Source organism: Pseudomonas sp. RC4D1 (genome assembly GCF_018390395.1).
In the GTDB taxonomy this organism is placed as follows: Bacteria; Pseudomonadota; Gammaproteobacteria; order Pseudomonadales; family Pseudomonadaceae; genus Aquipseudomonas; species Aquipseudomonas danubii.
Window position 1 is genome coordinate 241263 of sequence record NZ_JAHBAW010000002.1, and the last position, 22328, is coordinate 263590.

The window sequence follows — 22328 nt, forward strand, 5'->3', positions numbered from 1 at the left end:
ATGAAGGTCCACAGGCGCTCCTGCGGTGCTGTTGCGTGGGGTGTCGTCCATGAAGGGCTGCCGTGCTTGCAAATGAGAGTGATTATTAACCGGCAATTTCCAAGCCCCGGCAATCGGCAGGACATTCGTTTGCGCGGCTTTTTCTTTTGATTGCGCGGCGCGGCCCCGGCAGGCCCTGACAGGACGGGGCTGGAAAGCTAAAGGATAATCATTCTTAATTACAGAGGCGGATTTTCCTGATAGCTTATGGCCTCTTTTTCGGGTTCACAGGGAGTTCGCCATGCTCAGCCCCCACGCTGCGCCGCAGCCTGTCCAAAGGGATTTCACCCTGCAGTTTCCCAATCCGCAGCACGCCGGCACGGCGGCGGTGGTGCCGGAAATCACCTTGTCCACCGGGACTGTGCTGATGGACAGCCAGATGTGGATGCAAGAGCCGCTCTGGCAAGGTTTGAAAATCATCCTGGTGCTCAGCGGCCAGCTCAATTGCCGGGTCGAGGGCCAGCCGGAAGTGGAAATTCGCGGCCCGACCCTGTGCGCCGTGGCCAACCAGGGCGAGCACTGCGGCGACCACCTGTTCGCCCGTGGCGTACCGGTGCGCTACACCACGGTGCAGCTGGACTTCCCGTCGATCCGCAATGCCGGCCTGGAACCCGAGCGCCTGCTGGACCCGCGGGGCGGCGGGCCGATGCTGTTCTGCCAGCCGGCCAGCAAGCCACTGCTGGCCCTGGCCCAGCAAATCTTCACCTGCCCACTGCAAGGCCCGACCCGCTCCTTCTACCTGGGAGGCAAGGCCCTGGAGCTCACCGCCCTGGGGGTCGAGGGCATCCTCGCCCATGCCGAGTCCCGACCACTGCAGGACAGCCCCGGCAGCGCGGCGGACATCGAACGTATCCACGCCGCCCGGGACCTGCTGCTCAACTCATTGCAGGACTCGCCGTCGCTGTCGGAGCTGTCGCGTCAGGTAGGTCTGAATCCACGCAAGCTCACCGCCGGCTTTCGCCAGGTGTTCGGCACCAGCGTCTATGCCTACCTGCAGGAGCAGCGCCTGGGCGAGGCTTACCGTTTGCTGGCCAGCGGCGAGACCAATGTCTCCAGCGCGGCCTATCGGGTCGGCTACAGCCCGGCGCATTTCTCCACCGCCTTTCGCAAGCGCTTCGGGGTTTCGCCCAAGTCCCTGCGCTGAGTCCGGCGCGCTTGCCCTTGACCTTGCCCCGCCGTACCGCAAACGAAAGAAATGATCGCTCAAGCCAAAGTTTTAGGCCCTAACCCATGCTCACAAATGAGATACGTTTGCATTCTCATTTAATCCCCATCACGGAGTGAAGCATGGGCACCAGCGTTGCGCACCGAAACACCTCAGGTTGGCCAGTCGATTCTGCAGTTCCTCGCCCGCCCCTGCGCCGCAGTCCGCTGGCGTGCCTGATCCACGGCCTGGCCCTGGGCCTGTCGTTAACCCAGGCCGGTAGCGCGCTGGCCGCGGACGCCGAGCGCGAGCCGCAGCAGCCGCTGACCCTGGACACCAGCGTGATCAGCGCCACCCAGGTCGACTCCCCTACTGGCCAGCAAAGCGGCTACGTGGCCAAGCGCAGCCTCAGCGGGACCAAGACCGATGCCTCGTTGAGTGAGATTCCCCAGTCGATTTCCGTGATCACCCGCGACCAGATGGATGCCCAGCAGGTGCAGTCGGTGAACGAGGCGCTGCGCTACACCGCCGGGGTGCAGGCCAATACCACCGCCGCCAGCCAGCGCTTCGACACCATCTCGATCCGCGGTTTCGACGTCACCACCGGCATGCTCCGCGATGGCCTCAAGGGCAACACCGCCCAGGCCTGGCCCAAGGTCGAAGCCTATGGCCTGGAACGCATCGATGTGCTCAAGGGCCCGGCCTCGGTGCTGTTCGGCCAGAACTCGCCCGGAGGCGTGGTCAACCAGATCAGCAAGCGCCCGCTGGAGCAGCCCTTCCATGAAGTGCAGATCCAGGGCGGCAGTTTCGACCGGGCCCAGGGCCAGTTCGACTTCAGCGGCCCGCTGGACGATGAAGGGCAGTTTCTCTACCGCCTGGTGGGCCTGGAACGTGACAGCGGCACCCAGTTCGAGCACATCAAGGACGACAAGCAGTACTTCGCGCCCTCCTTCACCTGGAAGCCCAACGACGACACCCGCCTGACCCTGCTGGCCGACTACACCCAGGATGCGTTCGGCGCGCCCAGGGTGTCCCTGCCGGCCCAAGGCACCCTGCTCGGCAACCCCAATGGCAAGCTCAAGCACAACGTCTTCCTCGATGAACCGGGGCTGGACAACGACCGCACCCAGTACTCACTGGGCTACTTGCTGGAGCAGCGTCTGAACGATGTCTGGAGCCTCAATTCCAGCGCCCGCTACGGCCACGTCAACCTGCTGACCAACACCGCCAGCGGCATGTCCCTGGCCCCTGACCTGCGCACCTTGAACCGCGCCGCCTATCGCTTCCGCATCGTCGGCGACACCTACTCCCTGGACAACAACCTCCAGGCCCGCTGGAACCTGGGCAATACGCACATGGTGTCGCTTTTGGGGGTCGACTACCGGCGCACCCGCGAGGACTACTACCTGCGCGGCGGCGCTGCCTCGTCCATCGACATCTACAACCCGGTGCATGGCGGCGTGTTCAACCCCAACACGCCGTTCACCAACACCGTGCAGCGCGCCGATCAGGTCGGGGTCTACGCCCAGCAGCAGTTCACCTTCGACGAGCATTGGGTGCTCAGCGTCGGTGGCCGCCAGGACCGCTCCAGCGCCCGTACCGATAACCGCATGAACGACAGCGGCAGCAAGCAGAACGACGAGAAGTTCACCTACCGCACCGGCCTGGTGTACCTGGCGGACAACGGCCTGGCGCCGTACATCAGCTACTCCACGTCCTTCGACCCGGTACTGGGCACCAACTTCTACGGCACGCCGTACAAGCCCACCAGCGCCAAGCAATCGGAAGTGGGGGTCAAGTACCAGCCACCGGGGATCGACAGCTACATCACCCTGTCGCTGTTTGACCTGACCCAGGAAAACGTCAAGACCGCCGACCCGGCCCAACGCCTGAACACCCTGCAGACCGGCGAGGTGAACGTGCGCGGCATCGAGCTTGAAGGCAAGGCCAGCCTGGCCCGGGGCCTGGACCTGCTGGCGGCGCTGACCTACAACGACGCCGAGGTGAGCAAGAGCAACAACCCGCTGGAGAAAGGCCAGCGCCCCACCGACACCCCGGAAAAGATGGCCTCGCTGTGGGCCGACTACACCCTGCCCGAAGGCCCGCTCGGCGGCCTCGGCTTTGGCGCCGGCGTGCGCTACATCGGGTCTACCCAAGCCGATGCCGCCAACACCGTCAGCGTGCCCTCCTACACCCTGCTGGATGCGGCGGTGCACTACGACTTCGACAAGCTGATCCCGGCGGCCAAGGGCCTGCGCCTGGCGGTGAACGCCACCAACCTCACCGACAAGCGCTACTACGAAGGCTGCTCGCTGACCAATTGCAGCGCCGGTTATGACCGCAGCGTCATCGCCAGCCTGCGCTACCGCTGGTAAGCCGCCGATGCTGCCCATGCGTGAACTCTGGCTGCGGCTGCATCGCTGGCTGGCCCTGAGCCTGGGGCTGCTCCTGGCGCTACTGGGCCTGAGCGGCGCCTTGCTGGAGCTCAAGGGACCGATACTGCGCTGGGAGGTCGGTGCAACGATGCTGCAACTGGCCCCCGGCGAGCGCGGCACGCGGCTGGAACAGGACGCCTGGATCAGGGCCGCCTCCGACGCCTATCCGCAGTTGCACAAAGTCTTCGGCGCGGCCCCTCCGCGCCAGGGCTTTCTCGAATCGGACAACGTGATCGTCTTCGGTGCCCTCAAGGAGCGTCCCGGCACCGGCATCGCCATGATCGATCCCTACAACGGCGCGCCCCGGGGCTTCTTCGTCTTCGAGGACCTGTGGCTGGCCAAGCTGGTGGCTCTGCACCGCAGCCTGCTGTTGCCGCAGGCCTGGGGCTCGACCCTGGTGCTGGTGTGCGGCCTGGTGCTGCTGGGCTCCCTGGGCAGCGGCCTGTACCTGTGGTGGCCGGGCCGCCGCAGCTGGTGGAAAGCCGCCAGCCTGCGTCCCGGCAGCCAGGGCACCCGGCGCCTGCGCGAATGGCACAACCTCGCCGCCGCGTGGCTGAGCCTGCCCCTGCTGCTGATCGCCGCCAGCGGTGCCTGGCTCGCGCGCCCGGAGCTGTTTGGCTGGCTCACAGCCACGCCGATGGCGGTCAAGCCGCTGTTTTCCGCCGCCCACGGGCATTTGCTGCTGGGCACACCCGGCGCCTGGCTGGCTTTTCTCTGCGGTATTTCGTTACCCCTGCTGTACATCACCGGCCTGTTGTTGTGGTGGCGCAAGCGCGTCGCTCGCCGGGCCGTTCAATCGTTCAAGGAAACCTTACATGACACACCGTGATTTCTTGCGCCGCGCCCAGCGCGGGCTCTTGCTCGGCCTGCTGCCCCTGGGCCTGCTGTGGGCCGCCACGGCCAGCGCCGCGACCCTCACCGATCTGGCCGGACGCCAGGTCCAGGTGCCGGACAAGGTCGAACACATCCTCCTGGGGGAAGGCCGGATGATCTATTCCCTGTCGCTGCTCGAAGGCCGGAATCCCTTCGCCCGTCTCGCCGGTTGGCAAGGGGACTTTCGCGGCCTCGACGTGCAGGGCTACGAGGCCTACCACAAGGCTTTCCCCGAGGCGGACAAGGTGCCGCTGGTAGGAGGAACGTCCGCCGAAACCTTCAGCGTCGAAAAGGCCCTGGCGGTGCACCCGGACCTGGCGATCATGGCCCTGAGCGGCGGCCACGGGCCGAGCCCCGACAGCGAAGCGGTGAAGCAGCTGGAAGCGGCTGGGGTGGCGGTGATCTTCGTCGACTTCAGCGACCATCCCCTGAGCAACACCGTGCCCAGCATGCGCCTGCTGGGCCAAGCCCTGGGCCGTGAACAGCAGGCCGAGGCGTTCATCGCCTTCTACCAGCAGTCCCTGGCCCGGGTCAGCGACACCCTGGCCAAGGCAGGCAAGGTCCAGCAGCCGAAGATCTTCGTCGACATGCTCGCCGGCTTGCAGGATTGCTGCGGCTCCCCGGGCACCGGCAACTTCGGCGAAATGATCAAGCTGGCGGGCGGGCGCAACATCGCCGACGGGCGCATTCCCGGGCCCATTGGCGTGCTCAACGTGGAGTACATCCTCTCCAGCGATCCGGATCTGTACGTGGCCACCGGGGTGTTCGCTGCCGGCCAGGGCGGCGTGACCCTGGGTTATTCCGCCACCCTGCAACAGGCTCGGGACAGCCTGCGCCAGGCCGCCCAGCGCCCACCGCTGAACGAGTTGCGGGCGGTGCGCGAGGGCAATGTGCATGGCCTGTGGCACATTTTCTATGACTCGCCGGAGCACCTGATCGCGGTCCAGGCCCTGGCCAAGTGGCTGCACCCGGAGCTGTTCAAGGACCTGGACCCGGACCAGACCCGCCGCGAGCTGTACCAGCGCTTCATGCCGATTCCCGCCAGCGGCGTGTTCGCTACGAGCCTGCAACCATGACCCAGGCTGCCACCGACGTGCAGGAGCGCGTTGCCTCAGGGCATTACCAAAGACGCCATGGCCGCCGGGTGCTGCTGTTGTCCGCTCTGGCCCTGGCCTTGCTGCTGTCCCTGGCCCTGGACATCACCACCGGGCCTTCGGGCATGAGCCTCTCGCGCCTGCTGCAGGTGCTCTGGGACCCGGGCTCGATGCCCCGGGTCGAAGCGGTGATCGTGTGGAACGTGCGCCTGCCCTACGCCCTGATGGCGGTGCTGGTGGGGGCCGCCCTGGCCCTGGCCGGAGCGGAGATGCAGACCGTGCTCGACAACCCGCTGGCCAGCCCCTTCACCCTCGGCGTGTCCGCCGCCGCAGCCTTTGGCGCGGCCCTGGCCATTGTCCTGGGCCTGGGCCTTCCCGGGGTGCCGGCACAGTACCTGATCTCGGCCAATGCCTTCCTGTTTGCCCTGGCCTCGGTGGCCTTGCTCTACCTGCTGGCGCGCTGGCGTGGCTTCGGCGTGGAAAGCCTGGTGCTGTTCGGCATCGCCCTGGTGTTCGCCTTCAACGCCCTGGTGGCCCTGCTGCAGTTCGTCGCCACCCAGGACAGCCTGCAGCAACTGGTGTTCTGGACCCTGGGCAGCCTGGCCCGCGCCTCTTGGGAAAAACTTGCGGTACTGGCCCTGGCACTGCTGCTGTGCCTGCCGTTTTCCCTGCGCCAGAGCTGGGCCCTGACCGCCCTGACCCTGGGCGAGGAACGGGCCCGCAGCTTCGGTATCGACGTCGGCCGCCTGCGCCTGCTGGCGCTGCTGCGCATCAGCCTGCTGTCGGCCCTGGCGGTGTCCTTTGTCGGCACCATCGGTTTTATCGGCCTGATCGCCCCGCACATCGCCCGGCTGCTGGTGGGCGAGGACCATCGGCTGTTCCTGCCGGCCAGCGTGCTCAGCGGCGGGCTGATCCTGTCCATGGCCTCCATCGCCAGCAAGGCCCTGATCCCCGGGGTGCTGGTGCCGGTGGGCATCGTCACCGCCCTGGTGGGCATTCCGTTTTTCATGGCCATCGTCATGCGCAACCGTCGAGGTGTCCTGTGAGCCTTAACGCCCCCTCCACGCCCGGGCTGTGCACAGCCGGCCTGAACATGCATTACGGCAGCCACCAGGTACTGCGCGACGTGAGCCTGCCGCCCCTGGCCCCCGGCACCCTGACCGCGCTGATCGGCCCCAACGCGGCGGGCAAATCGACCCTGCTGCGGGGCATCGCCGGGCTGCAGAAAACCACCGGGCAGGTGCTGCTCGATGGCGTCGACCTCAACCGCCTGCCCCAGGTCGAGCGCGCGCAGCACATCGTCTACCTGCCCCAGAGCCTGCCGGAACGCACGCGCCTGTGCGCCTTCGAAGCGGTGCTCAGCGCGGCCATGGCCGGGCATCGCGGTGCCGGCTTCGCCCCCGGCCGACCCAGCGCCGCGGTGCTGCACGGGGTCGAACAGGTGCTCCGGGACCTGGACCTCACCGCCCTGGCCGACCGTCCCATCGATGCCCTCTCCGGCGGCCAGCGCCAGTTGGTGGGGCTGGCCCAGGCCCTGGTGCGCCAGCCTCGGGTACTGCTGCTGGACGAACCCACCAGCGCCCTGGACCTGTACCACCAGTGCCAGGTGGTGGAGGCCATTACCCGGGCCACCCGCGAACGCCAGTTGATCACCCTGGTGGTGGTCCACGACATCAACCTGGCCCTGGGTTTCAGCCAGCAGGTGGTGGTCCTGCACAACGGCCGTCTGGCCGCCGCCGGACCGGCCCTGGAGGTGATCAACCAACAGCTGCTGCGCGACGTCTATGGCGTCGACGGGCGGCTGGAACAGGTGCGCGGTCGACCGCTGGTGATGGTCGACGGCCGCCTGCCCTTTCACTCAGCCCTGGGATAAACCATGACCCACTCACAACAGTTGCCCCTCGACACCCTGGACACGCCCCAGGCCGCCCCGGCCTTCGACCTGCGTCCGCTGTTGGTGGCCAACCTGGCCTGCACCATGGCGATGATGGCCTTTGTCTCGCTGATCGGTCCCATCGCACGAATTCTCGGCCTGGCCACCTGGCAAGCAGGCATGGCTGTGACCGTCTCCGGGGTGATCTGGATGCTCCTGGCCCGGCCCTGGGGCCGGGCCAGTGACCGCCTGGGCCGACGGCAGATCCTGCTGCTGGGCACCGGCGGCTTCACCCTGGCCTTTCTCGCCCTGAGCCTCTTCATCGACCTGGCGATGCACGCCCTGCCCTCGGCCATCCTGGCCTTTGCCGGGCTGCTGTTGGGACGCGGCCTGATCGGGGTGTTCTACGCGGCGATCCCGGTGGGTGGCTACGCGCTGATCGCCGACAACATCGAGCCCGAGCACCGGGCCCGGGCCATGGCTTCCCTGGGGGCGGCCAACGCTTGCGGCCTGGTCCTGGGCCCGGCGATTGCCGCGCTGCTGGCACGCCACAGCCTGAGCCTGCCGTTCTATGTGCTGGCGCTGTTGCCGCTGCTGGGCTTCGCCTTCCTCAAGGCGCGGCTGCCACGCCAGGAACTGCACCTCAAGCAACCGCCCAAGTCGGTGAGCCTGACGGACCCGCGCCTGCGCCGGCCGCTGGTGGTGGCGTTCATCTCGATGCTGTGCGTGGCCATGGCGCAGATCACCGTCGGCTTCTTCGCCCTCGACCGCCTGGGCATGGGCCCAGCGGACGCGGCGCAGACCGCCGGTGTCGCCCTGACCCTGGTGGGGGTGGCGTTGATTGCCTCGCAACTGCTGGTGCGCAAGTTGGAGTGGCCGCCATTGCGGATGATCCGCGTCGGCGCCCTGGTGGCCGCAATGGGCTTTGCCGCGAGCATCCTCGCCGCTCACGCCTGGGTGCTGTGGCTGGGGTTCTTTGTCTCGGCCGCCGGCATGGGCTGGATCTTCCCCTCCTTTGCCGCCCTGGCCAGCAACGCGGTGGACGCTGCCGAGCAAGGCGCCACCGCCGGTTCAGTCGGTGCCGCCCAGGGCCTGGGGGTGGTGGTCGGGCCCTTGGCGGGCACCCTGATCTACGCGGTGGAGCCGCGCCTGCCCTACCTGCTGGCGGCGTTGCTGTTGTTGCTGGTGGCCTGCTGGCCCGAGGCCCGACGCCGCTGACCCTGGCGGGCGAACGGCTTGGGCGGCATTCCGACATAGCGCTCGCAAATATCTGCAAGACAAAACAGGTTCGGTGGTCGATCGCCAAGCAAGGCCCGCAGGGCCTTTTCGCAGCTTCGCCGGGGCTCAGCAGCGGCTACACATGACAAAGGCAGCGCGGTCCCTGTAGCCGCTGCCGAGCCTGTGGCGAGGCTGCGAAAAGGTCCGCAGGACCTTGCCTGGCAATCTCCCGCCGAACCTCTATCGGCCTCAAGATCGCCGCGTCTGCCAGGTCACAATGCCATCCGTTCGCAGCCTGCGGCAGCGGCTACACGTTGCTGCGGGCCATGCGCCGCAGGGCCAGGCTGTAGAGCAGCAAGGCCAGGCCCGCCAGAGCGCCGCCCGCCAGCCCGACATAGGCAAAACCCAACTGTCCGCCGACCCAGCTGCCGAGCAACGCACCACCACCGATGCCGATGTTGTAGATCCCGGAGAACATCGCCATCGCCACGTCGGTGGCGTCCGACGCCAGCACCAGCACCTTGGATTGCAGGGCCAGGCCGAAGCCCATGATCGCCATGCCCCAGACCACGCTCAGCGCCACCAGGGACCAGACATGGCCGTTGAGGGGCAGCAGCAGGCTCAGGCACAGCGCCAGCAGGGTCACCGCCGTCAGCAGGAAGCCCTGGGGACTGTGGCGGTGCAACCAGCTGAACAGCAGCGAGCCGATGATCCCGGCACCGCCAAACACCAGCAGGATCAGGGTCACCACATCGCCCCCCAGGCCCGCCGCTACCTTGATGAACGGCTCGATGTAGCTGTAGGCGGTGAACTGCGCGGTGACCACCAGGGCCGTCAGCCCGTAGATCGCCACCAGCGCCGGGCGTTTGAACAGCAGCGGCAGGCTGCGCAGGGAGCCGGAGTTCTGGCTGGGCAGCAGCGGCAAGGTGCGGATCAACCACAGCACCAGCAAGCCGGCCATGGCCGCGATCACGCCGAAGGTGGTACGCCAGCCCAGGGCCTCGCCCAGCAGGCGCCCCAGGGGAATGCCCAGGACCATGGCCAGGGAAGTGCCGGTGGCCAGCAGGCCCAGGGCCTGCACTTGCTTGCCCGGCGGCGCCAGGCGCACCGCCAGTGACGCGGTGATGGACCAGAACAGGGCATGGGCCAGGGCCACGCCGATGCGGCTGAGCATCAACAGGCCGAAGCTGTTGGCCAGGCTGGACAGCACATGGCTGACGATGAACAGCCCGAACAGCACCGTGAGCAACCGGCGCCGCTCGACGTTGCGGGTCAGCAGCATCACCGGCAGCGAGGTCAGGGACACGATCCAGGCGTAGATGGTCAGCATCAGCCCGACCCGCGCGGTAGGCAGGTCGAAGCTGGCGCCGATGGCGCTGAGCAGCCCCACCGGCACGAATTCCGTCGTGTTGAAGACAAAGGCCGCCAGCGCCAACGCGATGACCGGCTGCCAGTTACCTTGAGGTGTAGCCGCGGAGTTGCTCATGGGCGGGTCGTAATACTCTATCGATGATCGAACAGGTCCAGGACCCGATAAAAATGCACAACCCGGGCCAGGAACCATGACCGGGGGCTGCCCGCTTGCGCAGCTGGCGCGCGGTGTCGCTGCCTGTTTTTTTGCGCGACACAGGCTGGCAGGCGCCTGGTCAGTTGCCCTGCGCCGCCTCGAAGACCGTCATGGCCAGCGCCACCCCTTTGAGCAGGCGCGCCTGGGGGACCCCGTCCCGGGCCTGTACCGACAGCCCGTGCAGCACCGTAGAGTAATAATCCCCCAGGGAAGTTGCATCGGTGTGTGCCGGCAGTTCGCCGGACTGCACCGCCGCTTCCAGGCGCTGGATGATGCTCGCGGTACGGGCCCGGCGATGCTCGGCCAGCCACTCACGCACGCCGTCGTTGTCGCTGGAGCAGTTCACCGCCGAGGACACCACCATGCAGCCCTGGGGATGACCGGCCCGGGTGTAGAGCGCCACCGCCTCCTTGAGCATGCGCTCGATGGCGACATAGGCGCTGGCTTCGCCCAGGGCCTGGTCGGCAAAACCGCCCTCGTGGCTTTCATAGAGTTCGATGGCCTCGCGAAACAGCGCCTCCTTGGAACCGAAGGCGGCGTAGATCCGCGCCGAGGCGATCCCCAGGGCCGCCACCAGATCGGCCATGGAGGTGGTTTCAAATCCACGGGCCCAGAACAGCTCAAGCGCTTGGCGCAACGCCTGGTTGCGATCGAATTCGCGGGGTCTTCCAGCCATGGGGGTCGGGTATCTCGTCAGGACAAGGAAACTGACCGGCAGGGGCCGGTCAGTGGGTTGGCGCAAGGCGCCGCGACGAAATGATATTAGATTTGCACCAGCCCCGGCCATTTTCCATGGCCCGGGACCGCCTGCCCTTTCTTCAGTCGGCGCCCTCCTGAAGAAAGGGCAGCAGGTGAGCGAGGAACTCCTCCGGCGCCTCTTCCATGATGAAGTGCCCGCAGTCGGGCACGATGGCGCCGCGCAGATCCGTGGCGTGGCCCTGCAGGGTCAGCAAGGGCGCATCGTTGGTGGCGTGCTCGGCGCCAATGGCCAGCACCGGCATTGCCAGCGGCCGCTGCGCGCGCAACTGATTCTGGCGCACGGTCTCGGGAATCGCCCGGTAGTAGGCAAAACCCGCACGCAGGCCGCCCGGCGCCGCGTAGGCCTCGATATAGACCTCGGCGGCCACCGCCTCGCGGCGATGGGACCAGTGATCGAAGATGTAATTCAGGTAGGCCCGCTCGCGTCCGGCGATCAAGGCTTCCGGCAAATCCCGCAGCTGGTTGAACATGAAGTGCCAGAGAAAGATGTTCTGCTCTGGCACGACGAAGATCGGCGGCGCCGCCGCCAGCCCCGGGATCACTGCTTCGGTCAGCGCCAGACGCTCCACCGCCTGCGGATGATCGCTGGCCAGGGCGTAGGCGATCCACATGCCGACGTCGTGGCCAACCACGCTGTAGCGCTCGAAGCCCAACTGCCCCATCACCTGGTGCAGCACCCCGGCCACATGGCCGGTGTCGTAGCCCTGCTCCGGGCGGTCGGACTGGCCGCTGCCCAGCGGGTCCACGGCAATGGCCTGGAAGCCCCGGGCAGCCAGGGCCTGGATCACTTCGCGCCAGGCGTACCAGGTCTGCGGCCAGCCGGGAATCAGCAGCACCGGCCGGCCCGTGCCGGCGCTGACACAGTGGATGCGCTGGCCGTCGATGCGCACATAGCGATGGGTCAGGCCGCCAGTGTCGGCCTGGGTGTTGTCGGTGAATGCTGTCATGGGGGTTCTCTTGATGAAGGGTTCAGGCAATGCCGAGCATGCGGTTGATCTGTTGGCGGTCGATCCAGGCCCCGGCGAAGTCGTCGAAGATCCGCTCGGTGACCTGGATCATGTGGCGGTTGATGAACTCGACACCTTCCCGGGCGCCGTCCTCCTGATCCTTGAGGCAGCACTCCCACTCCAGGGTCGCCCAGCCCGGGTAGTCGTATTGCGCCAGCTTGGCAAAGATCCCCTTGAAGTCGACCTGGCCGTCGCCCAGGGAACGGAAGCGCCCGGCCCGCTCGACCCAGGAGCTGTAGCCGCCGTAGATGCCCTGGCGGCCGCTGGGATTGAACTCGGCATCCTTGACGTGAAACATGCGGATGCGCTCGTGGTAGATGTCCAGGTAACTCAGGTAGTCCAACTGCTGCAGCACGAAATGGCTGGGGTCGAAGAGGATGTTGCAGCGTGGGTGACGGTCGACCAATTCATAGAAGCGCTCGAAGCTGGTGCCATCGTGCAGGTCTTCGCTGGGATGGATCTCGTAGCACAGGTTGACCCCCTGCTCGTCGCACACATCGAGGATCGGCCGCCAGCGTCGCGCCAGCTCCTCGAAAGCGGCTTCGATCAAACCCTCTGGACGTTGCGGAAAGGGAAACAGATAAGGCCAGGCCAGGGACCCGGAAAAGGTGCCCATGTCACCGAGCCCCAGGCGGCGCGAGGCCTTGGCCGCCAGCTTCATCTGCTCTATGGCCCAGGCCGTTCTGGCTTGGGGATTGCCCCGCAGCGCCTGGGGCGCGAAGTTGTCGCACATTGCGTCGTAGGCCGGATGCACCGCCACCAGCTGGCCGAAGATATGGCTGGTCAGCTCACTGATCACCAGACCCTTTTGCGCCAACTGACCCTTGAGGTCATCGCAGTAATCCTGGCTGTCCGCCGCGGTGGCGACGTCGAACAGACGCGCATCCCAGGCAGGAATCTGCAGTGCCTTGAAACCCAGATCAGCAGCCCACTGGGCAATGCCCGACAGGCTGTTGAAGGGGGCGGTATCGGCACTGAACTGTGCCAGGTGCAGGCTGGGGCCCTTGAGGGTTTTCATCGAATTGCTCCCTATTCTTTGTTGGTCGACAAAGAATAGGGAGCCGCTGTTGCCACGTCAATCATCGGTGTGCGGAAAATGCTTTGGGGGCGGGCTGATCACCGGTAGCAGCTGGCTTGCCAGGGATGGCGCCGTTCTGCAAACGCGAACGCGCCGGGTACATGAACGGGAAGCGCATGGCGCTTCTCCACACACTCGCCAGCTCGCACACGTTCAGTTGTTGGTTTCGCCTATCAATGAGTCCTGCGGGCAATAGCCTTCTACAACTGAATGAACAGCACATCATGAATGTGACTAAAGACTCAGTGAAATCAATTCATTACCCCTCAATTAATAGCCCAGCATAAAATGCAGCTCAATGATCGATAGCTTAGAAACACCACTAAGCAAAAGAACCTAGCAATAACATTGGAAAGTACAGAGAACCGATAAATAAACTCAGGTTCCATCTCGGAAACCAGGACGCCATGAACAAAGAGCTTACATTTACCATCAAAAGCATTTGCTTCGACGAAAATTATCACCCCTCCGAAAACACCCGTATCACTACCAATTTCGCTAACTTGGCCCGTGGCAAAAGCCGCCAAGACAACTTGCGCAACACGTTGAAAATGATTGACAACCGCTTCAATGCCTTGGCGCATTGGGACAACCCCAAAGGCGATCGTTACGCTGTCGAACTTGAAATCGTTTCCGTTGAAATGGACATTGATACTGAAAACAGTGGCAACGCCATCCCTTTGATTGAAATACTGAAAACGAACATTTTCGACCGAAAGACCAATGAACGCCTGGAAGGCATTGTCGGAAACAACTTCTCCTCCTACGTACGAGATTATGACTTTAGCGTTCTGTTATTGAACCACAACAAGGACCAGCCAGAATTCAGCACTCCCGACAACTTTGGAGAGCTGCATGGAAAGCTGTTCAAGCACTTCATCCACTCAAGCGCCTACAAAGAAAACTTTAGCAAACCACCGGTTATTTGCCTCAGTGTTTCCAGCAGCCGAACCTATCATCGGACTGAGAACCAGCACCCTGTCTTGGGCTTTGAATACCAGCAGGATGAATATTCTTTAACCGATGAGTACTTCAAGAAGATGGGATTGAAGGTTCGCTACTTCATGCCTGCAAACAGCGTTGCGCCTTTGGCTTTCTATTTCGTCGGCGACTTGCTCAGTGACTACACCAATCTTGAGTTGATCAGCACCATCAGCACGATGGACACCTTCCAGAAGATTTACCGCCCTGAAATCTACAATGCCAATTCTGCGGCAGGAAAATCCTATCAACCAAGTCTGAAACACCAGGATTACTCACTGACTCGTATCGTCTATGACCGAGAGGAACGTAGCCGCCTGGCTATTGAGCAGGGGCAGTTTGTTGAGGAGAACTTCATCAAGCCGTACCAGGCCATCCTTGAGCAGTGGTCCGCCCATTGCGCTCTTTGACTCATTGAAATCACAAGGCCATTGATGATGAAAAAACTGTTACCCACCTCAACTGCCGGCAGCTTGCCTAAACCCTCCTGGCTTGCACAACCTGAAACACTGTGGTCGCCCTGGAAGTTGCAAGGCGAGGAATTGGTCGAGGGCAAACACGATGCTTTACGTTTGTCACTGCAGGAACAACAACAGGCCGGTATTGATATCGTCAGTGATGGCGAACAAACGCGCCAACACTTTGTCACTACCTTTATTGAACACCTCAGCGGCGTTGATTTTGCAAAACGTGAAACCGTTAGAATTCGTGATCGCTATGATGCGAGCGTGCCAACGGTGGTGGGTGCTGTTGCTCGGCAAAAACCGGTATTTGTTGAAGATGCCAAGTTTTTACGTCAGCAAACCAAACAACCCATAAAATGGGCGCTGCCAGGCCCCATGACCATGATCGACACGCTTTATGACAGCCATTATAAAAGTCGCGAAAAACTGGCTTGGGAATTCGCCAAGATCCTCAATCAGGAAGCCCGAGAGTTAGAGGCTGCCGGTGTGGACATCATCCAGTTTGATGAGCCCGCCTTTAACGTCTTCTTTGATGAGGTGAATGATTGGGGAGTGGCCACCCTGGAAAGGGCCATTGAAGGCCTCAAGTGTGAAACGGCGGTCCATATTTGCTATGGCTACGGCATCAAGGCCAACACAGATTGGAAAAAGACTCTGGGATCAGAGTGGCGACAATATGAAGAGGCTTTCCCCAAGCTGCAAAAATCCAGTATCGATATAGTCTCGCTGGAATGTCACAACTCTCATGTCCCAATGGATCTCATTGAACTCATCAGAGGCAAAAAAGTGATGGTCGGGGCCATTGACGTGGCCTCCAACACCATTGAAACACCAGAGGAAGTGGCCAATACCCTACGCAAAGCACTGCAGTTCGTAGAGGCCGACAAACTCTATCCATGCACCAACTGTGGCATGGCGCCATTAGCTCGTGGAGTGGCAAGAGGCAAGCTAAAGGCGTTAAGCGCTGGTGCAGACATTATCCGAAGAGAACTCTCGAACCCGTGCTGAGCTGAAGCCGGAAATGCTGTGCGGGAGGATTGAAGCAGTGGATTAAAAAGTTACCGGGCTGCTTCAGGCCCTCCTCGACACTTTCGAGCAGCACCCGATATTTAGGACCCTCCATGTCACTTCCCAGAACGGCTATCGAGCCATTGAGCTTTCGCGAAGCGCTCGGGCACTACGCATCCGGTATCACGGTGATTACCTCGCAGGTTGCTGGCGAGCCGATCGGCTTTACCTGCCAGTCGTTTTATAGCGTGTCGATGAGCCCGCCACTGGTGTCATTCAGCGTCATGTCCGGCTCGGCCAGCTATCCCAAGATTCGCCAGGCGGGTCGATTCGCGGTCAATATCCTGTCCGGTGAGCAGGTCAGGATCTCCAACCAGTTCGCTCGCAAAGGCACGGACAAGTGGCATGGCGTCCAATGGCAGGAATCGCCGCTGGGTAATCCGATCATTGCCGGCAGCCTGCATTGGCTGGATTGTGAAATTCACGCCGAACACGCCGCAGGTGATCACCTGATCGTGATTGGTGAAGTGAAAGCGTTGAACCTGCAACAAGCGGCGGCTGCGCAGCCATTGCTGTATTTCAAAGGGCAGTATTGCAACCTCGCAGCCCATGGCTCGGTTTGAAGCCTTGAGCTGCGCGGTGCTCTTTCGCTGAGGGCCTGTTGCAGGCCACTGGCTTGCTTGCGAATCAGACAGACGCGGTTGCCGCGGCCTCTTGGCGATAGTGCCGAACCACGACGCCGCCGATAGCCGCCAAACGGCCGCACCTCCCTCCTTACTCTTGTACCGGAATCTGCCGCAACGGCTTCACCGACTTGAAGGAAAAGCTCGAGTAGATTTCCTTTACCGCCGGCAGGGTCTGCAGCACCTCTCGGGCAAATTCGCCGAAGGACTCCAGGTCCTTGGCCAGCACTTCGAGAAGAAAGTCATAGCGCCCGGAGACGTTGTGGCAGGCGATGATTTCCGGGATTTCCAGCAGCCGCTGCTCGAAAGCCCGAGCCGTCTCCCGGGAATGGGATTCCATCATCACGCTGACAAAGGCAGTGACCCCATAGCCCAGCGCCTTGGGCGAGAGGATCGCCTGGTAGCCGGTGATCACCCCGCTCTCTTCCAGCAACTTGACCCGACGCCAGCACGGCGAGGTGGTGAGGGCCACGCTGTCCGCCAGTTCGGCATTGGTCAGCCGGGCATTGTCTTGCAGGGCAATCAGCAGGGCTTTGTCCGTACGATCCAGGCTCTGGGGCATGTTTTGCCTCTTTATCTTGTTTTTATGATGATTTATTCCAATCAAGTGCTTTTTTTGGAGCCAGATTAGAATTTATTGCGCCGGATTTGAGCATAGCATTAGGGAAAATCCGAGAGTGTTCACCATGAACAATAAAAACAGTGACCTTGGTTTTTCCACCCGAGCCATCCACCACGGCTATAACCCTCAGGAGCATCAGGGCGCGCTGATTCCGCCGATCTACCTGACCTCCACCTTTACCTTCGCCACCACCGAATATGGCGCTGGCTGCTTTGCCGGCGAAGAACCCGGCTACTTCTACACCCGCATCGGCAACCCGACCCTGGCGTTGCTGGAAGCGCGCATGGCGGCCCTGGAAAATGGCGAGGCCGCAGTGGCCTTCGGCTCCGGCATGGGCGCCATTGCCGCCACCTTGTGGACCCTGCTGCGCCCCACCGACGAAATCATCGTCTGCCGGACCTTGTATGGCTGCACCTTCGCGCTCCTGCACCACGGCCTGGCCGAGTTCGGGGTCAAGGTGCGCCATGTGGACATGAGCGATCTGGGCAACCTGCGGGCCGCCATCTGCCCGGCCACACGCATGATCTATTGCGAGTCCCCGGCCAATCCCAACATGCAACTGGTGGACATTGCCGCCGTGGCCGAAATCGCCCGCCAGCATCCGCGCATCACCTTTGCCGTGGACAACACCTATTGCACCCCTTACCTGCAGCGTCCACTGGAGCTGGGGGCCGATCTGGTGGTGCATTCGGCGACCAAATACCTCAACGGCCACGGTGACATCACTGCCGGTATCGTGGTCACCCGCCAGAGCCTGGCGGAGCGCATTCGCCTGCAGGGCCTGAAGGACCTCACCGGCGCCGTGCTTTCGCCGCAGGACGCCTTTCTCCTGATGCGCGGCCTCAAGACCCTGGCCCTGCGCATGGAGCGCCACTGTAGCAACGCCCAGATCATCGCCGAGTACCTGCAAGAGCATCCGCGGGTGCAGTGGGTCGCCTACCCCGGCCTGCCGTCCTTCGCGCAATACAGCCTGGCGCAACAGCAGATGAAATTGCCCGGCGGCATGCTCGCCTTTGAACTCAAGGGCGGCCTGGCCACCGGCAGCCGCTTCATGAACGCCCTGCAACTGTTCAGTCGCGCAGTGAGCCTGGGGGACGCCGAGTCCCTGGCCCAGCACCCGGCGAGCATGACCCATTCCACCTACACCCCGGAAGAACGGGCCGAACACGGCATTGCCGAAGGCCTGGTGCGCCTGTCGGTGGGCCTGGAAGACATCGCCGACCTGCTGGCCGATCTCGCCCAGGCCCTGGATGCCTGTGTCGAACCTGCGGCGCCGCTACCGGCCGTCGAGGCCGCGGCCAGGATCGGCAAGGCCCTTCCTTGAGCCGGGTCAACGCCGTTCCGGGCTGTCCGGTCTACAACCCCGAGTTGCCGATGCGCCGCTGCCTGCGGCGCATCATGCATCCAAGCAACACCCGCAACACCCTTTGAATCGTTACCCACAGGAGTGGAACAACATATGAGTCGTATCAATAACAAAGCCACCCAACTGCTCAGCGCCATGATCCTTGCCGGTCTCGCCTGCCATTCCCTGGCAGCCGACAGCATCCGGATCGGCATCGCCGGGGCCAAGACCGGCCCGGTGGCGCAATACGGTGACATGCAGTTCAGCGGCGCGCGCATGGCCATCGAGCAGATCAACGCCAAAGGTGGCGTCGACGGCAAGCAACTGGTGGCCGTGGAATACGACGATGCCTGCGACCCCAAGCAAGCGGTGGCCGTGGCCAACAAAGTGGTGAATGACGGCGTCAAGTTCGTGGTCGGGCACCTGTGCTCCAGCTCCACTCAGCCGGCGTCCGACATCTACGAAGATGAAGGCATCGTGATGATCACCCCGGCGGCCACCAGCCCGGAGCTGACGGCCCGGGGCTACAAGATGGTGTTCCGCACCATCGGCCTGGACAACGCACAGGGCCCGGCGGCGGCACGCTACATCGCCCAGCTGAAACCGACCAATGTGGCAGTGCTGCACGACAAGCAGCAGTACGGTGAAGGCATCGCCAGCTCGGTCAAGGACATCCTCGGCAAGGAAGGCATCAAGGTCGCGATGTTCGAAGGCATCAACGTCGGCGAGCGCGACTACTCATCGATCCTGGCCAAGCTCAAGCAGGCCAATGTCGATTTCGTGTACTTCGGCGGCTACCACCCGGAAATGGGCCTGCTGCTGCGCCAGGCCAAGGAAAAGGGCCTGACCGCGCGCTTCATGGGCCCTGAAGGCGTAGGCAACGACTCGATCTCGCAGATCGCCAAGGACGCTTCCGAAGGCATGCTGGTGACCCTGCCCAAGTCCTTCGACCAGGACCCGGCCAACAAGTCCCTGGTGGAAGCCTTCGAAGCCAAGAAGGAAAACCCCAGCGGCCCGTTCGTGCTGCCGTCCTACTCGGCCGTGGAAGTGATTGCCGGGGGCATCGCCGCGGCCAAGAGCGAAGACCCGGAGAAAGTCGCCGAGGCGATCCACAAAGGCACCTTCAAGACCCCCACCGGCGACCTGAGCTTCGACGAGAAAGGCGACCTCAAGGACTTCAAGTTCGTGGTCTATGAATGGCATTACGGCAAGCCCAAGAGCGTAGCGGCAGAAAGCGCCGGGCTGTAAGCCGGTAACGGCGCGCCGCTCCTCCCCGGGGAGCGGCGTCCCGCTGGCGTCAAAAAAAAACAATAACCTCAAACAAAACAGGGTCTTAGAGCAAAAAACTTTACTACTCCGCCCCCCCGCAAAAATAATACCCTACTTATCAACTTGGGAATAACCACCCCACAACAGCAACTAAGACCTGTTACCGCAACACTTCAAGCATGCTGTAAATCCGCCAAAACCCAGACTAGACAACCAATACTTTCGGCGTAGATCGTTAGCACGCTTAGTTACTTGACAATGAACTTACGATTCCGAAAATCCGAACTCAAAAGCCTGCACCCAGCCTGGACATCCCGCCCTCACCCCCGTCCCCGTTGGACATAACGCCCTGAACCGAGCGACAACCAGCAACACTGTGAAAGACTTCCCTCTTGAAATCTCTTAGCCGGAGCGTCAACTACCTGCTAATAGACGAGCCCTCCGTTAATTACCACCAAACAACTTGAAATAACATTTGCACACTAAATTCACTTTTGTTTATTGTGCGCCTACGCACTTGCTAGCCTATTAGTAAGAGACGGATTCCCGGCGTCAAAAACTTGTTCAAGGAGAAAAGAACGTGGATCCTTTTATCGGAGAAATTCGCTTGTTCCCCTGGGGCTGGGCACCTGAGGGTTGGCTCCCTTGCGAGGGCCAGGTTCTACCCATCAACACCCACGTGGCGCTGGCTTCCCTACTGGGCAGAACCTATGGCGGTGACGGCAGTACGACGTTCGGCCTGCCGGATCTGCGTGGCCGGGTCGCTCTGGGGCAGAACTACAGGGCCTCCACTGTCGATCCGATCATGGATGTGCACGCGCTGGGCACCAAAGGCGGTAGCGAAACCGTGACGATGCCGCAAAACTCGGTGGCAAAGCATAACCACGCCACGCACGTCTCCAACGATCCGGGCAACGATGACCCGGGCGGCAATATTCCCGCTGTCAGCTCGAACACCAAGGGGGTCCCGGCAAAACCGACCTATACCCCGGCAACCGGCACTCTGATCGCCCTCAACAGCGCGACCGTCACCCCAACGCCAGGCATGCCCATGCCGAATGTGCAGCCCTCCATCGTGGGCTATTTCTGCATCGCTACGACGGGCATCTACCCGCCGCGCCAGTAACGGCTGTCTACAGACCCTCAAGCAAGGAAACTGACATGTCTGAAGCTTTCGTCGGAGAAATCCGCATGTTCGCCGGCAACTATGCGCCAGAGAATTGGGCGTTCTGTGACGGTTCGCTGATGCCCATCAGCAACTTCCAGGTCCTCTACTCGTTACTGGGCACCCTGTACGGCGGCAACGGCAGCACCAACTTCGGTCTCCCGGACTACCGTGGCCGGCTCCCCGTGGGCCAAGGCGCCGGCACCGGACTGACCCCAAGGACACTAACGCAGAAGTTTGGCGTGGAAACCGTGACCATGAGGCCGGAAAACACTGCCCCCCACACCCATGGCTTTATGGTGAGCGCCCAAGATGCCACGTCGCCGATCCCATCCCCAGCCGCAACGGCCAATAGCATGACCTTTGGCAAATTCCCGGGCGCGGGGATCATCACCGGACTGTACAGCGCAGGAACCGGAACATCCGTCACCGTTGCGATGAACCCGCAGTTTCTCGACTCGGCACTGACCCCGAGCGGTGGCGCCACGACCCCCCACAGCAACCTGATGGGTTCGTTGGCGATCAACTACATCATTTGCCTGGTCGGCCTCTATCCGACCCGACAGCAGTGACCCCCTCACTCAATCTGGAATGACCGATCATGGACGCTTTTACCGGTGAAATCAGACTGTTCCCCTACAACTTCGTCCCGCAAAACTGGGCGTACTGCGATGGCTCGCTCATCACCGTCCAGCAGAATCCAGCCCTCTATTCGGTGATTGGCAACCTGTATGGCGGCACCCCCGGACAGAACTTCAATCTGCCCAATCTCAACGGGCGCGTGGCCATGGGGGCCGGGCCCGGCCCCGGGCTGACCGACAGGCCCGTTGGCACGGCCGTGGGAGCCGACCGGATAACCATGGTGGCCAGCAACTTCGCCCCGCATACCCATCAGGTGTTGGCCAAGGACGGCAGCGAATCGGCGGCCGCTCTGGATATTCCCAACAACACCGCCTACCTGGCACAACCGCGCAACGTCCGCCTGTACAACAACACCGCACCAACGGCGACAAACCAGACACTGGCGGCCACCACGGTGGGCGACACCGGTAGCGGCGCAACGTCGACGGCCTTGCGCAACACCATGCAACCCTTCCAGACACTGTCCTACTGCATCTGCCTGGATGGCGAGTACCCGATCAGAAGCTCATGACTCACATCACCGCTCTCCATTTGCCGGCAGGCAACGTGGCTGTACTGCGCAAGCAGAACAGCCATGACCTGGGATTTCTCCAGGCGCTGTACGCCTCACGCCGCTGGGCCGAAGTCAGTGCAGTGCCTGGCTGGAACGACGCCCAGCGCCGGGCTTTCCTGCACTCCCAGGCCGAGCTGCAACGCCAGCATTATGAAAAACACTTTCCCGCCGCGGACTTTCTGATCGTCGAACAGGCCGGCAGCCCGATCGGGCGCCTGTGTGTGCAGTACGCGGCCGACGATGTGCGCATTGTCGATATTGCCCTGCTACCGGACTGGCATGGCCGGGGCATCGGCACCCAGTTGCTGCGCACGGTACTGGCCAAGGCCGACGCCCAGCGTCAGAGCTGCAGCCTGAGCGTCGAACAGGGCAGCCGTGCCCGCCGGCTGTATGAGCGGCTGGGCTTCCGGGCCGGTGCCGACAGTGGCCTGTACACCCAAATGCAGCGTCCCGCGCGGATGGCCGCCCGGGAAGAGATCGACAGTCCCTGAGCATCAAGTAATACCTGC

21 protein-coding genes are annotated in these 22328 nt (G+C 62.9%); 16 read left to right on the top strand and 5 right to left on the bottom strand.

Going from position 1 to position 22328, the window contains the following annotated elements:
* Positions 1 to 280 precede the first annotated feature (280 nt).
* From KHO49_RS16970 to KHO49_RS17000, 7 genes are all read left to right on the top strand, one after another.
* Entirely contained in the window at positions 281 to 1183 is a 903-nt protein-coding gene (locus tag KHO49_RS16970; RefSeq protein ID WP_102863102.1) for a helix-turn-helix domain-containing protein, read from the top strand.
* A gap of 143 nt (positions 1184 to 1326) precedes the next feature.
* Positions 1327 to 3558 carry a TonB-dependent siderophore receptor gene (locus tag KHO49_RS16975; RefSeq protein WP_213665414.1) on the top strand — a complete coding sequence of 744 codons (2232 nt, stop codon included), beginning with the start codon at positions 1327 to 1329 and terminating at the stop codon, positions 3556 to 3558.
* A gap of 16 nt (positions 3559 to 3574) precedes the next feature.
* Entirely contained in the window at positions 3575 to 4447 is an 873-nt protein-coding gene (locus KHO49_RS16980) for a PepSY domain-containing protein (RefSeq protein WP_249735668.1), read from the top strand.
* Positions 4434 to 5567, top strand: a complete 1134-nt coding sequence (locus KHO49_RS16985) for an ABC transporter substrate-binding protein (protein ID WP_213665416.1) — start codon at positions 4434 to 4436, stop codon at positions 5565 to 5567. Before KHO49_RS16980 ends, KHO49_RS16985 begins: the two co-directional genes overlap by 14 nt.
* A complete protein-coding gene (locus KHO49_RS16990; RefSeq protein ID WP_110652749.1) occupies positions 5564 to 6631 on the top strand; it encodes a FecCD family ABC transporter permease in 1068 nt (355 codons plus the stop codon). The genes KHO49_RS16985 and KHO49_RS16990 overlap by 4 nt, the downstream gene beginning before the upstream one ends.
* Positions 6628 to 7458: an ABC transporter ATP-binding protein gene (locus KHO49_RS16995; RefSeq protein WP_258379482.1), complete on the top strand. Its 831-nt coding sequence runs from the start codon at positions 6628 to 6630 to the stop codon at positions 7456 to 7458. The genes KHO49_RS16990 and KHO49_RS16995 overlap by 4 nt, the downstream gene beginning before the upstream one ends.
* Positions 7459 to 7461: 3 nt before the next feature.
* Positions 7462 to 8676 carry an MFS transporter gene (locus KHO49_RS17000; protein WP_213665417.1) on the top strand — a complete coding sequence of 405 codons (1215 nt, stop codon included), beginning with the start codon at positions 7462 to 7464 and terminating at the stop codon, positions 8674 to 8676.
* 307 nt (positions 8677 to 8983) lie between these two features.
* On the opposite strand, the gene KHO49_RS17005 is transcribed toward KHO49_RS17000, so the two are convergent.
* The 4 genes from KHO49_RS17005 to KHO49_RS17020 all read right to left on the bottom strand — a co-directional run bounded on the left by KHO49_RS17005 (position 8984) and on the right by KHO49_RS17020 (position 13027).
* Positions 8984 to 10162, bottom strand: a complete 1179-nt coding sequence (locus KHO49_RS17005; RefSeq protein WP_102863094.1) for a sugar transporter — start codon at positions 10160 to 10162, stop codon at positions 8984 to 8986.
* A gap of 160 nt (positions 10163 to 10322) precedes the next feature.
* Positions 10323 to 10919: a TetR/AcrR family transcriptional regulator gene (locus KHO49_RS17010; protein ID WP_102880200.1), complete on the bottom strand. Its 597-nt coding sequence runs from the start codon at positions 10917 to 10919 to the stop codon at positions 10323 to 10325.
* A gap of 142 nt (positions 10920 to 11061) precedes the next feature.
* Positions 11062 to 11949, bottom strand: a complete 888-nt coding sequence (locus tag KHO49_RS17015) for an alpha/beta fold hydrolase (protein ID WP_213665418.1) — start codon at positions 11947 to 11949, stop codon at positions 11062 to 11064.
* A gap of 22 nt (positions 11950 to 11971) precedes the next feature.
* Positions 11972 to 13027, bottom strand: a complete 1056-nt coding sequence (locus KHO49_RS17020) for a sugar phosphate isomerase/epimerase family protein (protein WP_213665419.1) — start codon at positions 13025 to 13027, stop codon at positions 11972 to 11974.
* A gap of 467 nt (positions 13028 to 13494) precedes the next feature.
* On the opposite strand from KHO49_RS17020, the gene KHO49_RS17025 reads away from it, so the two are divergent.
* From KHO49_RS17025 to KHO49_RS17035, 3 genes are all read left to right on the top strand, one after another.
* Positions 13495 to 14478, top strand: coding sequence for a DUF1852 domain-containing protein (locus KHO49_RS17025; RefSeq protein WP_213665420.1), 984 nt, complete (start codon positions 13495 to 13497; stop codon positions 14476 to 14478).
* 27 nt (positions 14479 to 14505) lie between these two features.
* On the top strand, positions 14506 to 15540 hold the full coding sequence (locus KHO49_RS17030) for a methionine synthase (protein WP_170004818.1): 1035 nt from the start codon (positions 14506 to 14508) through the stop codon (positions 15538 to 15540).
* A gap of 113 nt (positions 15541 to 15653) precedes the next feature.
* The gene (locus KHO49_RS17035) at positions 15654 to 16163 is read left to right on the top strand and encodes a flavin reductase family protein (protein ID WP_110596527.1); all 510 of its coding nucleotides are present in this window, start codon (positions 15654 to 15656) and stop codon (positions 16161 to 16163) included.
* Positions 16164 to 16314: 151 nt separating this feature from the next.
* On the opposite strand, the gene KHO49_RS17040 is transcribed toward KHO49_RS17035, so the two are convergent.
* On the bottom strand, positions 16315 to 16785 hold the full coding sequence (locus KHO49_RS17040) for an Lrp/AsnC family transcriptional regulator (protein WP_102863087.1): 471 nt from the start codon (positions 16783 to 16785) through the stop codon (positions 16315 to 16317).
* A gap of 124 nt (positions 16786 to 16909) precedes the next feature.
* Here KHO49_RS17040 and KHO49_RS17045 point away from each other — a divergent pair, with 124 nt between their 5' ends.
* The 6 genes from KHO49_RS17045 (at position 16910) to KHO49_RS17070 (ending at position 22310) form a co-directional block, all read left to right on the top strand.
* Positions 16910 to 18169 carry a methionine gamma-lyase gene (locus KHO49_RS17045; RefSeq protein WP_213665421.1) on the top strand — a complete coding sequence of 420 codons (1260 nt, stop codon included), beginning with the start codon at positions 16910 to 16912 and terminating at the stop codon, positions 18167 to 18169.
* Positions 18170 to 18304: 135 nt separating this feature from the next.
* Positions 18305 to 19438 carry a branched-chain amino acid ABC transporter substrate-binding protein gene (locus KHO49_RS17050; protein ID WP_123394434.1) on the top strand — a complete coding sequence of 378 codons (1134 nt, stop codon included), beginning with the start codon at positions 18305 to 18307 and terminating at the stop codon, positions 19436 to 19438.
* A gap of 601 nt (positions 19439 to 20039) precedes the next feature.
* Positions 20040 to 20585: a phage tail protein gene (locus KHO49_RS17055; RefSeq protein WP_102880193.1), complete on the top strand. Its 546-nt coding sequence runs from the start codon at positions 20040 to 20042 to the stop codon at positions 20583 to 20585.
* Positions 20586 to 20620: 35 nt separating this feature from the next.
* The gene (locus KHO49_RS17060) at positions 20621 to 21196 is read left to right on the top strand and encodes a phage tail protein (RefSeq protein ID WP_102880192.1); all 576 of its coding nucleotides are present in this window, start codon (positions 20621 to 20623) and stop codon (positions 21194 to 21196) included.
* Positions 21197 to 21225: 29 nt separating this feature from the next.
* Positions 21226 to 21777 (top strand): phage tail protein, encoded by a 552-nt coding sequence (locus KHO49_RS17065; protein WP_102880191.1) that lies wholly within the window; start codon positions 21226 to 21228, stop codon positions 21775 to 21777.
* Complete coding sequence (locus KHO49_RS17070) at positions 21774 to 22310, top strand: GNAT family N-acetyltransferase (RefSeq protein WP_102880190.1); 537 nt, start codon at positions 21774 to 21776, stop codon at positions 22308 to 22310. Before KHO49_RS17065 ends, KHO49_RS17070 begins: the two co-directional genes overlap by 4 nt.
* Positions 22311 to 22328 lie beyond the last annotated feature (18 nt).